The sequence below is a fragment of the Arthrobacter sp. MYb224 genome (assembly GCF_002975455.1).
Taxonomy (GTDB): Bacteria; Actinomycetota; Actinomycetes; order Actinomycetales; family Micrococcaceae; genus Glutamicibacter.
Genome location: NZ_PCPU01000001.1, coordinates 47,744 through 60,492, shown reverse-complemented (window position 1 = coordinate 60,492; position 12,749 = coordinate 47,744). Strand labels below are relative to the sequence as shown.

14 protein-coding genes are annotated in these 12,749 nt (G+C 62.9%); 8 read left to right on the top strand and 6 right to left on the bottom strand.

Going from position 1 to position 12,749, the window contains the following annotated elements; translation table 11 throughout:
• The first annotated feature begins 11 nt into the window (after positions 1-11).
• The 3 genes from msrA (at position 12) to epsC (ending at position 2,326) form a co-directional block, all read left to right on the top strand.
• Positions 12-539, top strand: a complete 528-nt coding sequence (gene msrA / locus CQ017_RS00325) for a peptide-methionine (S)-S-oxide reductase MsrA (protein WP_096288819.1) — start codon at positions 12-14, stop codon at positions 537-539.
• Positions 540-666: 127 nt separating this feature from the next.
• Positions 667-1,602 (top strand): cysteine synthase A, encoded by a 936-nt coding sequence (gene cysK / locus CQ017_RS00320; RefSeq protein ID WP_096288807.1) that lies wholly within the window; start codon positions 667-669, stop codon positions 1,600-1,602.
• A 139-nt stretch (positions 1,603-1,741) separates the two neighbouring features.
• Positions 1,742-2,326, top strand: coding sequence for a serine O-acetyltransferase EpsC (gene epsC / locus CQ017_RS00315; protein WP_096288809.1), 585 nt, complete (start codon positions 1,742-1,744; stop codon positions 2,324-2,326).
• A 248-nt stretch (positions 2,327-2,574) separates the two neighbouring features.
• Here epsC and CQ017_RS00310 read toward each other — a convergent pair whose 3' ends face one another.
• Positions 2,575-3,000 (bottom strand): hypothetical protein, encoded by a 426-nt coding sequence (locus tag CQ017_RS00310; RefSeq protein WP_105552054.1) that lies wholly within the window; start codon positions 2,998-3,000, stop codon positions 2,575-2,577.
• A 131-nt stretch (positions 3,001-3,131) separates the two neighbouring features.
• Between CQ017_RS00310 and CQ017_RS00305 the strand changes: the two genes are divergently transcribed.
• Positions 3,132-3,563 (top strand): hypothetical protein, encoded by a 432-nt coding sequence (locus CQ017_RS00305; protein ID WP_146112391.1) that lies wholly within the window; start codon positions 3,132-3,134, stop codon positions 3,561-3,563.
• Positions 3,564-3,679: 116 nt separating this feature from the next.
• Here the strand turns inward: CQ017_RS00305 and CQ017_RS00300 are convergent, their stop codons facing one another.
• The gene (locus CQ017_RS00300) at positions 3,680-4,963 is read right to left on the bottom strand and encodes a dicarboxylate/amino acid:cation symporter (protein ID WP_096286954.1); all 1,284 of its coding nucleotides are present in this window, start codon (positions 4,961-4,963) and stop codon (positions 3,680-3,682) included.
• 315 nt (positions 4,964-5,278) lie between these two features.
• Here CQ017_RS00300 and CQ017_RS00295 point away from each other — a divergent pair, with 315 nt between their 5' ends.
• The 4 genes from CQ017_RS00295 (at position 5,279) to CQ017_RS00280 (ending at position 9,563) form a co-directional block, all read left to right on the top strand.
• Positions 5,279-6,217: a dihydrodipicolinate synthase family protein gene (locus CQ017_RS00295; protein ID WP_255248456.1), complete on the top strand. Its 939-nt coding sequence runs from the start codon at positions 5,279-5,281 to the stop codon at positions 6,215-6,217.
• 3 nt (positions 6,218-6,220) lie between these two features.
• Positions 6,221-8,482, top strand: coding sequence for an excinuclease ABC subunit UvrA (locus tag CQ017_RS00290; RefSeq protein ID WP_105552052.1), 2,262 nt, complete (start codon positions 6,221-6,223; stop codon positions 8,480-8,482).
• 3 nt (positions 8,483-8,485) lie between these two features.
• Complete coding sequence (locus tag CQ017_RS00285) at positions 8,486-8,965, top strand: GNAT family N-acetyltransferase (protein WP_105552051.1); 480 nt, start codon at positions 8,486-8,488, stop codon at positions 8,963-8,965.
• A 76-nt stretch (positions 8,966-9,041) separates the two neighbouring features.
• Positions 9,042-9,563 carry a DinB family protein gene (locus tag CQ017_RS00280; protein ID WP_105552050.1) on the top strand — a complete coding sequence of 174 codons (522 nt, stop codon included), beginning with the start codon at positions 9,042-9,044 and terminating at the stop codon, positions 9,561-9,563.
• Here CQ017_RS00280 and CQ017_RS00275 read toward each other — a convergent pair whose 3' ends face one another.
• The 4 genes from CQ017_RS00275 to CQ017_RS00260 form a co-directional block, all read right to left on the bottom strand.
• Positions 9,564-10,094 carry a hypothetical protein gene (locus CQ017_RS00275; protein WP_105552049.1) on the bottom strand — a complete coding sequence of 177 codons (531 nt, stop codon included), beginning with the start codon at positions 10,092-10,094 and terminating at the stop codon, positions 9,564-9,566. It abuts the gene before it with no gap.
• 204 nt (positions 10,095-10,298) lie between these two features.
• On the bottom strand, positions 10,299-10,892 hold the full coding sequence (locus tag CQ017_RS00270; RefSeq protein WP_105552048.1) for a TetR/AcrR family transcriptional regulator: 594 nt from the start codon (positions 10,890-10,892) through the stop codon (positions 10,299-10,301).
• A 27-nt stretch (positions 10,893-10,919) separates the two neighbouring features.
• Positions 10,920-11,306: a hypothetical protein gene (locus CQ017_RS00265; RefSeq protein ID WP_105552047.1), complete on the bottom strand. Its 387-nt coding sequence runs from the start codon at positions 11,304-11,306 to the stop codon at positions 10,920-10,922.
• Positions 11,307-11,727: 421 nt separating this feature from the next.
• The gene (locus tag CQ017_RS00260; RefSeq protein ID WP_096286968.1) at positions 11,728-12,738 is read right to left on the bottom strand and encodes an NADP-dependent oxidoreductase; all 1,011 of its coding nucleotides are present in this window, start codon (positions 12,736-12,738) and stop codon (positions 11,728-11,730) included.
• Positions 12,739-12,749 lie beyond the last annotated feature (11 nt).

Below are 12,749 nucleotides of genomic sequence, written 5' to 3'. Positions count from 1 at the left end.
CGGACACCGAACTGACGACCTTTGTCCTTGCCGGAGGCTGCTTTTGGTGCCTCGACGCCGTGTACCAGCGCACCCGTGGCGTGCACGCGGTGCTCTCCGGGTACCAGGGCGGACATACCAGCAATCCGGATTACCGGCAGGTGTGTTCCGGCACCTCCGGCCACGCCGAGGTGGTTGCGGTCATCTTTGATGCACAGGTGGTTCCCGCCGAAGTCATCCTGGACATGTTCTTCACCGTGCACGACCCGACGACGCTCAACCGCCAAGGCTATGACGTGGGCACGCAGTATCGTTCGGCGATGTTCCCGTTGGATGAAAGCCAGCGCGAGGTCTTCGAGGCGAGCATGCAAAAGTACGCGGCACTCTACCCGGACCCGATCGTGACGACTATCGAGGAGTCGAAAGATTTCTACCCAGCCGAGCAAGTGCACCAAGATTACTACTCGGAGAACCAAGAAGTCGGGTATTGCCGAGTCATTATTGACCCGAAGCTCGCAAAAGTCAGGAAATATTACGCCCAATGGCTTAACGAGAGCTAAGCGGCGAGCGAGCCGATTAGGGTTAGCAGTGAAACTTTAAGGACGAAACGCCGTATTCACGGCGTTCTCCAACCACCCTCGCCGGGCATCAGCGGCCTGCATCGAGTCACGTAAGGATTGCGTATACATGGGCAAGATCTACAACAATGTCACCGAGATCATCGGAAACACCCCCCTGGTGAAGCTCAACCGCTTAGGTGAAGGGCTGCCAGGCAGCGTCGCGGTGAAGCTGGAGTTCTACAATCCAGCCAACTCGGTCAAGGACCGCATCGGCGTAGCCATCGTCGATGCCGCCGAAAAGTCTGGCGACTTGAAGCCAGGCGGCACCATCGTTGAAGGCACCAGCGGCAACACCGGCATCGCACTGGCCATGGTTGGCGCGGCCCGCGGCTACAAGGTCATCCTGACCATGCCGGAGACCATGTCCACCGAGCGTCGCGTGATGCTGCGCGCCTACGGTGCCGAGATCGTGCTGACCCCGGGTGCCGACGGCATGCGCGGTGCGGTAGAAAAGGCCAAGGAAATCGTGGCCACCTCGGAGAACGCCATCTGGGCCCAGCAGTTCGCGAACACCGCGAACCCACAGGTGCACGCGGACACCACCGGCCCGGAGATCTGGGCAGATACCGATGGCAAGATCGATGTGCTCGTGGCCGGCATCGGTACCGGTGGCACCATCACTGGTGCGGGCCGCTACCTGAAGGAAAAGAACCCCAACCTCAAGATCGTTGCGGTCGAGCCAAAGGATTCACCAATCCTCAACGGCGGCAAGCCAGGCCCGCACAAGATCCAGGGTCTGGGCGCGAACTTCATCCCCGAGGTGCTCGACACCGACCTGTATGACGAGGTGCTCGACGCCTCGATCGAGGATTCGGTCTCGGTGGCACGTGACCTGGGCGTTAAGGAAGGCATCCTCGGCGGCATTTCCGCCGGTGCCGCCGTCTGGGGCGCCCTGCAGATCGCGGCCCGCGAAGAGAACGCCGGCAAGCAGATCGTCACCGTGATCCCCGACTTTGGCGAGCGCTACATCTCCACCCTGCTCTTCGATGACATCCGCGGCTAAGAAATAGTTTCTTTCTTCGCGAATAAATCGGCGTGACCCGTCGTTGGATCTTAATAGGTCCGCGGTGCGGTTTGCGCCGATTTGTCATGTGCCCAATTCAGCGGCACCTCAGCATGCAGCACGCACTAAGGTTGTTTATATGAGTTTTTTCTCCCGGTTACGTGAAGACCTCGCCAACGCCCGCTCCCATGACCCGGCAGCACGCAGCGATACCGAGAACTTCTTCGTGTATTCAGGATTGCATGCCATCTGGATCCACCGGCTGGCGCATAAGATGTGGCAGAACCCCTCGCTACGCTGGCCGGCCAGGCTGCTCTCGCAGGCGAACCGTGCAATCACCGGCATCGAGATCCACCCCGGTGCCACGATTGGGCGGCGCTTCTTCATCGACCACGGCATGGGAATCGTCATCGGCGAAACCGCCGAGATCGGCGACGACGTGATGCTTTATCACGGAGTGACCCTAGGCGGCCGGTCGCTGGCCAAGACCAAACGCCACCCGACCATCGAAGACCGCGTGGTCATCGGTGCCGGCGCCAAGATCCTGGGCCCGATCACCATCGGCGCCGACTCGGCCGTTGGCGCGAACGCGGTGGTGGTCAAGGACGCACCGGCAGGTTCGATCGTCACCGGAATTCCGGCGCAGAACCGACCGCGCAAGCCAGACGAGCATAAGCCCGCGGTGGATCCGGCGGAGTATATCGACCCGGCGATGTGGATCTAGTCCCCCGCTGAGACCCCTGCGGTGGCCCGGTGCCTTGGCATAGCAATTGCTGTGCCAAGGCACCGGGCCACCGGCATTTAACCTGCTTTTCGAACAAGCGCCGGCAAGTTATGGCAACCAGTGGACTGCCCGATCTGGCCCCTGAAGGCGTTTCGCTAGCAGGCAGCCGAAGCGGCATTTGAGACCAACCACCTTCAGTGGCCGGGACACCGGACGGTAGACGAGCTTCCGCGCAGCTGCCTAGCTGCTCAGTTTACGGAAATTAGCGTCGACCAAGACACGTCGATCACGCATAACCCATCGTCGGTTTCGCGATAAAAGACGTCTCCCGGATAGTCGGTGCCGGGCACTGCTCCTTCGGGAAGACCCTCTAGATTGATGCTCCACTGAGGGTCGAGCGCCACTTGATCAACCCAATGCCCCGCGAAGAACTCCTCCGGCTCGCCAGCGGAAAGCCCCGACCAATCGCTGGGCGCACCGAGATCCGCAACGGAATCCTCGCAGACAGTGCCTGATGTTTCGCCCGATGCCAAATCGCTCACAAGCTGCTCGGTCGTTCGAATCACCTCGGCCCCATCGTTTCCCCAGATCAGGCTGTCAACTGTGCATCCAGTCAAAAATGCTGCGAGCGTACCTACCGAAATTCCGTACACGGCTCTGCGAATCGGTGTCATGCTCCAAACCTACCGCCCTGCTTGCCCAATCTGCGTATGAAAGCTGAGCAACGAATGTTAGCCGCGGGACCTGAATCCTTTTACTGAGGTAGCCTTTCGTTAACGTCCACCCGGAAGGTTCGAGAATGCGTATGCGTACGATTTCTGCAGCAGTCATTGGCATCGGTGGGGTACTGGCCCTCACCGCGTGCTCCGGGCATAGCGGACTTCAGGCACTGGAGGAACAATTCGCTTCCGAGGATGCACTTCCCGCAGCGATTGATTTGGGAGACACCATTGACCGGGAAAGTTCAAGGCTCCTGACTACCCACGAACAGGTACGCTATTTCGCTGCGAGGTCAGCTGATTCCTCGATCGGATGCATCATCGTTGTTCCCCCAGACGCAGATCCCCATTGGTTTTCCGGCTGTGGTTCGCTGGGAGCAACCGACGTGATAGTGACCGCGTCGGCTCCACCCAGCAACAGGGCGGCTTCCCTCGTCAGGGATGACTCTGACACGCGGGCGCTGGAATCCGAAGGATGGATCAGGATTGACGACAATGTCCTCATCCCCAGCCCGTAGCGACGTTCCTTTAACTTCTGCGGCCCCACCGCGACAAGCACAACCGTTGAACGCTTAAAGCACCTGGGACCAACGCATACGCGTTGGTCCCAGGTGCTTTTTGGTGCAGCGAAAAGCTACTCGGCCAAGGTGTGCGACTCTTTGCCGCTGCCCGCGATGACCTCGACCTGCTCATCGGCAGGATCCTGTGCCTGCGCGCCGAGCTTGCCGCGGGTGAGCTTGTGCATGATCAACGCGATGGCGCCGTCGCCGGTCACGTTGGTGGCGGTGCCGAAGCTGTCCAGCGCGATGTAGGCGGCGAACATCAGGCCAACCTCGACCTCGCCGAAGCCGAGCATCTGCGCCAGCAGGCCAGCGGCAGCCGCGATGGCACCGCCGGGAACGCCAGGAGCGGCGATCATCATGACACCGAGCATCAGGATGAATGGCAGGAATGCGCCGAAGGAGACATTGCCGCCGGTGAGCAGCAGCACGGCCAGGGAGAAGCAGGTGATTTTGACCATCGAGCCGGAGAGGTGGATGGTTGCACCCAGTGGCACCACAAAGCCTGCCACCGAATCGGAGACGCCGTTCTTCTTCGCCGAGGCGAGGGTCACCGGAATGGTGGCCGCCGAAGAGGAGGTACCCAGGGCGGTGAAGTATGCGTCACGCATATTCCACAGCGCCTTCAGCGGGTTCTGCCCGGTCATCGAACCGGCCACCGTGTACTGGACCAGCAGCACCACAAGGGTCAGCGCGAAGGAGACCACGGCCACGAGCAGGAACTTGGTCACCACGGTCACGGCCGAGCCGCTGGCCGAGAGGTCAAGGAAGATTCCGAAGATGAACAGCGGCAGTGCCGGGACGATAATGCGGCGGATTACCATCTCGATGATGGTGCGGAATTCGACGGCACCGCGGAAGAGCACGGTGCTGCGGAATGCGGTCAGGCCGATGCCGATCACGAACGCGAGGATCAACGCGCTCATCACACCGATGACTGGTTCCAAAACGATCTCGGTGGCCCCGTCGCCGGCGGATGTCACCAGCGAGATGTAGGCCTCGAACCCGGACCCGGAGTCCTCGCCGAGGGTTTCCACGCCGCCGCCGCTGAGCGAGGCGGTGAACAGCCAGCGGCCCACGAAGTAGGCGAGCAGGCCGGCCAGAACGGTGGAGGAGTAAGCGATCAGCGCCGTCACGCCGAGCCACTTACCGGCACCCTTGCCCAGCTCGGCGATCGCGGGCATCACCAGGCCCAAGATGATCAGCGGCACGATGAAGCTCAGGAATCCCGAGAAGATCGAGTTGTAGGTGAGGAAAGCGCTGCCCAGCCACACCGGCATCACCGGCCCAAGCAGAATACCCAGGACGATAGCAACAAGGATCCACCCAAGCAGTGGGATCTTTTTCAACAGGTTCATGTGCTTCTTTCATGGTGACGAATGATGTGTGACGAGCTGAGGGGCGTCGAGACCACGGGTTTTGTGGCGCACGACATGCATCCACCATGTTATGGCCTGCACTCGGTTCTTAGAAACCATGAGCCAGGTCATATGGATGAGACGTGGCTCAATGCCGCCAACTCTCGCCTTTTGTCCAGAGAATCCCGCGCTTTGGCGAATCCACGCAGCGTTCCGTCTCCGAACAACGGTTAAACGCTAGCGCTCCAGCCCGTGGAGGGACACCAGGTTACCTGCACCGCGTCATATTCTGCCACGGCGCTACCCCCGGCTTTAATGAGAGACACCATCCTATCCGCCCATGACTTGGAGCACCTCGATATGTTTTCCGGGCTCAGCGCCTTCCCGCTCACTCCCCTGGTCGAGGACAGCCTCGACGAGCCACGCTTCACCGCGCTCATCGAGCGGCTATCTGGCAGCGGCGTCGACTCGATCACCGTGCTCGGTTCCACCGGCATGTACGCCTATCTCGATCCCGGCGAGCGCGCCCGGGCAGCCGAGCTGGCGGTGCCTGCCGCCAACGGAACGCCGGTGTACGTGGGCGTCGGTGCGCTGCGCACCTCGCAGGTCTTGGCGAATGTGCGTTCGGCCGAGCTGGCCGGGGCCCAAGGACTGCTCCTGGCGCCGGTCAGTTATCAGCCGCTGACCGAAGATGAGGTGTTCGCCCTGTTTGCCGCGGTCTGCGCGGCGAGCACCCTGCCGGTAATCCTCTATGACAACCCGGGCACCACCCACTTCAGCTTCAGCCTGGAGCTCTACGCGCGCATTGGCGCCCTGCCAAATGTCGCGTCGATCAAGATCCCGCCGCTGCCGGCTAACCCGCAAGCGGCACGCGAGCACGTCGCAGCCATCCGTTCGGTGATCCCGGCGGACGTCACGCTGGGGATTTCGGGAGATGCCGTCGCCGCCGCGGGCCTGGCCGCCGGGTGCGACGGGTGGTACAGCGTGCTCGCCGGAGCCCTGCCGGAGCTGGCGCTGCGGATCTCCAAGCCGGCCAGCGAGTCAGACCATGAGCGTGCGCTCGCCGAATCGGGGCAGCTTGCCAGCCTGTGGGAGTTCTACACCGCCTGCGGCGGCAGCGCCCGCGCCATCGCGGGACTGGCCCGGGAACTCGGCATGGTCTCGGACTCCGCCCTGCCGGCCCCGTTGCACAATCTGAGCGAGGAACTGCGCACCCGGGCCAGGGAGCTGCTGCGGGAACTGGGTAGGATTTAGCTCATGACCCAGCATCCTGCAGATACCCACGACCTGATCCGCGTCCGCCAAGCACGGGAGAACAATCTGCAGGGGGTGGATGCGGACATCCCCAAGCGCCGCATCACCGCTTTTACCGGAGTCTCCGGCTCGGGCAAGTCTTCGCTGGTCTTCGGCACCATTGCCGCGGAGTCGCAGCGGCTGATCAACGAAACCTACACCTCCTTCGTTCAGTCCTTCATGCCCTCGATGCCGCGGCCCGATGTCGAGGTGCTGGAAAACCTGTCGGCGGCGATCGTGGTGGATCAAGAGCGCATGGGGGCGAACTCGCGCTCCACCGTGGGCACCGCCACCGACGCGTACTCGCTGCTGCGCGTGCTCTACTCGCGCTATTCCACGCCGAGCGCCGGTGGGGCCGGAGCGTACTCGTTCAACCTTGGCGAGGGGGCCTGCGCGACCTGCGAGGGATTTGGCACGGAGGCGAGCATCGACCTGGACGAACTGCTCGACTGGGATAAAACGCTGGCCGAGGGCGCCATCACGGCCCCGAACTTCGCCCCGGATTCCTGGCTCTGGCAGACGTTGACCGCGGGCACCGAGCCGGACCTGCAGGTGAAGCTCAAGGACATGCCCAAGGACATGCTGGAGCGGATGCTCTACGCGGAGCCGGGCAAGGTCAAGCTCAACGGGGCGAATATGAGCTACTCCGGGCTGATCACCCGGATCAAGTCCAATTACATCCACTCGGGCCGGGAGATCAAGCAGGCGCATATCCGGGATTGGATCGAGCGGATTTCCACCACCGCACCCTGCGCGGCCTGCAACGGTTCGCGATTGAGCGAGAAGGCGCGCGCCTCGAAGATTGCGGGCCTGGGCATCGCCCAGATGACCGCCATGCAGGTTACCGACCTGCATGCGGAGCTCGTGAAGCTGGTGATCGAGGACGCCGCTCCGCTGCTGGCCAATCTGCGCGCGATTCTCGCCTCCATGATCCAGATCGGCTTGGGCTACATTTCCCTGGACCGCCCGGCCGGCACCCTCTCCGGAGGCGAGTCGCAGCGCGTGAAGATGATCCGCCATCTGGGCAGCGCGCTTTCCGATGTCACCTACGTCTTCGACGAACCCACGGTGGGATTGCACCCGCACGATATCCAGCGCATGAACCACCTGCTGCGCGACCTGCGCGACAAGGGCAATACGGTGCTGGTCGTCGAGCACAAGCCCGAGGTCATCAAGATCGCCGACCATGTGATCGACCTCGGCCCCGGCGCCGGGCTGCACGGCGGCAATATCAGCTACGCGGGCAACCTCGAAGGCCTGCTGGCCAGCGACACGGTGACCGGCAGGCACTTCTCCGCCCGGGTGCCAATGAAGCAAAATGTGCGCAGCGGCAAGGATCGGCTGCAGATCCGCGCGGCCAGCACGCACAACCTGAAGAATATCGACGTGGACATCCCGCGCGGCGTGCTGTGCGCGATCACCGGGGTGGCCGGCTCCGGAAAGTCCACGCTCATCCACAGCACCATCTCCAAGCGCGAGGACGTCGCGGTGGTGGACCAGTCCGCCATTCGCGGCTCCCGGCGCAGCAACCCGGCAACCTACACCTCGATCCTGGATCCGATCCGCGCGGCCTTCGCCAAGGCCAATTCCGTCAAGCCGGCGCTGTTCAGCGCCAATTCGGAAGGGGCCTGCCCGAACTGCAACGGGGTGGGCTTCACCTACACCGATCTGGCCACCATGGCCGGAGTGCAACTGCGCTGCGAGGTCTGCGAAGGCAAGCGCTACACCGCGAAGGTCCTCGAATACCGCTTGGACGGGCTGAACATCGCCGAGGTGCTCAACCTGAGCATCGAACAAGCGTTCGAACAGCTCAAGGTCCCCAAGGCCAAGGCGATGCTCGAACGGCTGAACCAGGTGGGCCTGGGCTACGTCAAGCTCGGCCAACCGCTGAACACCCTCTCCGGCGGCGAACGCCAGCGCCTGAAGCTGGCGATCAACCTGGGCAAGGGGCAGGGAACCTACATCCTGGACGAACCCACCACCGGCCTGCACATGGCGGACGTGGACCGGCTGCTGGGATTACTTGATGAAATGGTGGACGAAGGCAACACGGTGATCGTGATCGAACACCACCTGGCCGTGGTCGCCCACGCGGACTGGGTAATCGACCTGGGCCCGGGCGCCGGCCACGACGGCGGCAGCATCGTCTTCGAAGGGACCCCGGCGCAGCTGGCCGGCTCCGGCACGCTCACCGGCCAGCACCTGGCCGAATACACCGCCGGCTAGCCCATGGACTTCACCCTGCGCGCCCCCGAACCGGCGGACGTCGAGACGCTTGCCCAGCTGCATACCCGCTGCTGGAAGCAAAGCTACGCCAACCAGCTGCCGGCCGATTACTTCACCCCGGAGCAGCTGGAGTCACGGCGCACCCTCTGGGGGCGTCTGGTCGCCGACCAGAACCCGGCACTGCGCCGGGTCGTGGCCGAGTCGCAAGGAGAACTGGTGGGTTTCGCGCTCGCCGGGCCGGGACTGGATGGCGAAGACCGGCTGCAGCTGTACAGCCTGTACTTGCTGGCCCAATGCCATGGAAGCGGCATCGGGCAGGGGCTCTTGGACGCGGTGCTGGGAGACGAGCCGGCGGTGCTGTGGGTGGCCCGGGGCAATCCACGGGCCACGGCGTTTTATCGGCGCAACGGATTCGCCTTCGATGGGGCCGAAAAAACAGATCCAGGGCTGCCGCAAATGATCGAGTTGCGCATGCTTCGCTGAGCGAATCCGCACGGGCCTACAATGAAGTTCGGTGGGTTGCCCGCCGGTTCGAGTTCTCTGCGTGAGGTGAACTGCGATGGAGGAGAATAAGTCCCGGATCGTTAGGGGCTACCGGCAGGATGCGCAAAACCTGCAGCGCTTGCTGCGCACCGCCAGCCGGGCCGACCTGCGCCGGAGCAGCATCGGCACCGGCTGGAGCAATGAGCAGCTGCTCTTCCACATGGTCTTCGGCTACATGGTAGTCCGCGCGCTGATCCCGCTGGTCCACGTCCTGGTGCGCTGCCCGGCCGGGGTGCAGTCCGGATTCTCCCGGCTGCTGAACGCCACAACCCCGCTGTTTCATCCCGTCAACTACGCCGGCTCCTGCGCGGCGGCGCTGGTGTTCAACCACCGGCGCATGGAGCGCCGGCTGTGGCTGACCATCAATGCCCTGGAGCGGAAGCTGGATCGGGAGAGCCCCGCCGCGCTCTTGCGGCGGGCGGATTTCCCGGAGCGCTGGGACCCGTTTTTCTCCCGATCGATGACGCTATCCGAGATCTACGCCTACCCCAGCCGGCATTTCGCATTCCATGCCCGGCAGCTGAGCCTTCGGCCCTAGCTATTCGCTGGTGAAGATCTTCAAGATCTCCGGGTCGCTGTCGCGCCCCAGCTTCTGGTCGATCCTGAGCGCCAGCTGCGCTTGGCGCATCATGGTCTCGTGCTCGGGGCGCAGCTCCGGATTCAAGCGTATTCCCATGGAGCTAAAGCGCCGCGACTTGCTCAGCGCCAGATCCTTGACCATGTCGTGGATCATCGCCAGATCCTCGGGCTGCACCTTCCAGCGCAATCTGCTCAGCCGCTCCCACTCGCGGCGCTGCTCCGCGTCCAAGCCATCGGGCAGCTCGCCCTGGCCCTGGAGGTGCGCAAGCATGGTGGTGCCCAGGTTCTGCTCAACGGTGCTGTCGGCCAGGCAATGGTTGACGGCGTTTTCCACGCGTACCCACCATTGCTCGGCGCTCTTTATTTTTGTCCGGAAGCGCAGGGCCCTGAGCGCCACAAAAGCACCCACCGCGGCCACCAGGACGGCGAGCAGCGGGGCGAGCAGCAGCAGCTCCGCTACCGCCCCGGAGGTCGAATCCAATCCATACATGATCCGATCCTAACCCGGTGGGCACTCCTTGTGGCTGGCCAGAACAATTAAATGCGGACCAGCATCTTGCCGGTGTTTGCGCCGCGCAGCATGATCCGCCAGGGCCCACAAGCCGGCCGGGCTTGGAGCGCTATCGCCAGCGCGCGGCCAGCGTCGGTTTCAATAGCGAGTGCTCGGACGCGCGATGCTCCGGCACTGTTCACTTCAGGGCTTCGACGTACCGCGGCCGACGGCCGAGGTGAAGTAGAAGTCCAGCATTTCGTTCAGCGGCTGGGCATTCCCCCGAAGCCGGCTGCGAAGCGCGGCGCCTTCCCAGCAATCCACCAAGAGGGTCGCCATGATTCGGGGGTCGGCCCCGGCCGCAACCTCGCCGCGTTCGATAGCCAGCTGGAGGCAGGCCGCGATGCGTTCGGCAATCTGGGTCAGGCACCCATCGATCTTGCGCCGGAACACCTCGCTGACCCCAGAGAGTTCCTGGCCCAAACCTCCCAGGAGACAGCCCAGATAGCCCTCCTCGCGGTAGCTCTGCTGGGTCAGCTCGAAGAATGCCCGCACCCGGTCCAGCGGAGCAAGATGCTCATCGGTCAGGCATGTATCGAGACCGTCGTGCACCCCGCGCATGTACTGCCCGATGACTTGGAGCGCAAAATCTTCCTTGTCCCGGAAATGATGGTAGAAGGAGCCTTTCGGCGTGCCGGTGGCCGCGAGCAGTGCCTGGATACCAAGATCGTTGTAGCCCTGCTTCAGCAGCATCGGCATCCCCGCATCGAGCAAGAGCTGCTTGGTCGGATGGTGCATTTGACCAGACGGTGCGTCCACGAGGGGTTAGCCACCGACTTTCTTGATCATATGGTCGATAACCTCGCTGTGCGGCTGCTCCGGACTGAACATGACGATTTGGGCATCTGCATCGACGCGCACGTTATGGCCCGACGGCCAGTAGAAGAGATCATGGGCGGCGACCGTTTCCTGAGCGCCCAGGGAATCCGTCGTGGTGATCCGGCCTTGCAGCACGTAGCCCCAATGCGGGCATTGGCACAGATCGCCTTCCAGTCCCTCGAACAACGCGGTGGTGTCCACGCCCGCGGCGAGGGTGAAGTATTCACCACTGATGGACTCGAATCCGCTCCCGTCGCCGAATCCCTTGCGCTGACGGATCACCGCGCCGGGAATTTCCATCCTGACTTCGACATCGTCCCTTGCCACACGCATGATTCTTCTCCCTTGAAGAAATACTGCATCAAATTAGACCGGTCGGTCTATTTCCACTCTACGCTTCACTCCGGCGCTCTCCTAGGGGTAGGAGCCAGATACTTTCTCGGCTTTCCGCGGCCTCCGTTGCGATGCGCACCGGGAACCGCAAGGTGGCCTGCGAGAATCGAGTTTTTAAGCACGCCCGCAATTTGCACCGATCGGGGCGAGCGGTGACCGGCCAAGTTCCGAAGCCTGCGAATTTCGCCTCGCCAAGCATGGTTGAATCCCCAGGCCCGCGGATTGGCTCACCGAATCACGCATGGTCTTGGTCGGCAAAATTCTCAATGCACTCTGGCAGCGACGGGAGACAGCAGGAGCGCAACTGGGCTCTGCAAAGTCATTGCAGAGCCCAGTGGCACTCACTTCATGGTGCTGGCGGCTAGATCCGCACCAGCATCTTGCCGGTGTTGGCGCCGCGCATCATGTCCAGGAACGCATCCACGGTGTGCTCGATGCCGTCGACGATGGTCTCGTCGTAGGCGATCTTGCCCGCGGCGAACCAATCCCCCATTTGCTGCCCGAATTCTCCGGACAGGTGCAGGTAGCTGGAGAGGGTGAAGCCCTGCAGCTTGAGCCCGCGGGTGATCAGGTTGGCCATATTGTCCGGTCCGGCGGCTTTTTCGGTGGTGTTGTATCCGGAGATCGCCCCGCACAGTGCGGCGCGTCCACCGTCGTTGAAGGAAGCTAGCGCCGCTTCGAGATGCTCGCCTCCGACGTTGTCGAAGAACACGTCGATTCCCTCGGGAGCGGCGGCGGCCAGTTGGCCGCGCACATCGCCATCCTTGTAGTTGAACGCCGCGTCGTAGCCGTACTTGCTGGTGAGCAATTCGACCTTCTCGGCGCTGCCGGCAGAACCGATGACCCGCTTGGCTCCGAGCAGCTTGGCGATCTGTCCGGCCGCGGTACCCACGGCACCTGCGGCGCCGGAAATGAAGACCGTCTCCCCGGCCTTCAACGAGGCAATCTCGGTCAGGCCAACATAGGCGGTCAACCCGGTCATCCCAAGGATATGCAGGCGCAATGACAGGGGCATGCCCGGAATCTCGGGAACCTGGCTGAAGCTGGAGGCTTCTTCCTGGACGGTATCGGACCAGCCGTGCTGGTGGAGCACCACCGTTCCGACCGGCAGCTCTTCGGCTGCGGACTCGACGACGCGGCCGATCGCGCCTCCCGTGATCCGTTCGCCAATCCCGTAGGGCGCAACGTAGGAACGCGCGTCGCTCATTCGTCCGCGCATATATGGGTCAACGGATAGGAATTCGTTGCGTACTCGCACCTGGCCGGCACGCAGCGGCCCGAAGGCGCTGGTGGTGACGTTGAAGTTTTCGGCAGTTGGCCAGCCGGTGGGACGGCTAGCTAGCTGGATCTGCGTACTGGTAAATTCGCTCATCCTGATGAGTA

Coding starts and splice junctions, on each gene's coding strand:
- CQ017_RS00275 (WP_105552049.1), bottom strand. CDS start 10,094: ATGTATGGATTGGATTCGACCTCCGGGGCGGTAGCGGAGCTGCTGCTG.
- epsC (WP_096288809.1), top strand. CDS start 1,742: ATGAGTTTTTTCTCCCGGTTACGTGAAGACCTCGCCAACGCCCGCTCC.
- cysK (WP_096288807.1), top strand. CDS start 667: ATGGGCAAGATCTACAACAATGTCACCGAGATCATCGGAAACACCCCC.
- CQ017_RS00270 (WP_105552048.1), bottom strand. CDS start 10,892: ATGCACCATCCGACCAAGCAGCTCTTGCTCGATGCGGGGATGCCGATG.
- CQ017_RS00265 (WP_105552047.1), bottom strand. CDS start 11,306: ATGCGTGTGGCAAGGGACGATGTCGAAGTCAGGATGGAAATTCCCGGC.
- CQ017_RS00300 (WP_096286954.1), bottom strand. CDS start 4,963: ATGAACCTGTTGAAAAAGATCCCACTGCTTGGGTGGATCCTTGTTGCT.
- CQ017_RS00290 (WP_105552052.1), top strand. CDS start 6,221: ATGACCCAGCATCCTGCAGATACCCACGACCTGATCCGCGTCCGCCAA.
- CQ017_RS00310 (WP_105552054.1), bottom strand. CDS start 3,000: ATGACACCGATTCGCAGAGCCGTGTACGGAATTTCGGTAGGTACGCTC.
- CQ017_RS00305 (WP_146112391.1), top strand. CDS start 3,132: ATGCGTACGATTTCTGCAGCAGTCATTGGCATCGGTGGGGTACTGGCC.
- CQ017_RS00295 (WP_255248456.1), top strand. CDS start 5,279: ATGAGAGACACCATCCTATCCGCCCATGACTTGGAGCACCTCGATATG.
- CQ017_RS00260 (WP_096286968.1), bottom strand. CDS start 12,738: ATGAGCGAATTTACCAGTACGCAGATCCAGCTAGCTAGCCGTCCCACC.
- CQ017_RS00280 (WP_105552050.1), top strand. CDS start 9,042: ATGGAGGAGAATAAGTCCCGGATCGTTAGGGGCTACCGGCAGGATGCG.
- CQ017_RS00285 (WP_105552051.1), top strand. CDS start 8,486: ATGGACTTCACCCTGCGCGCCCCCGAACCGGCGGACGTCGAGACGCTT.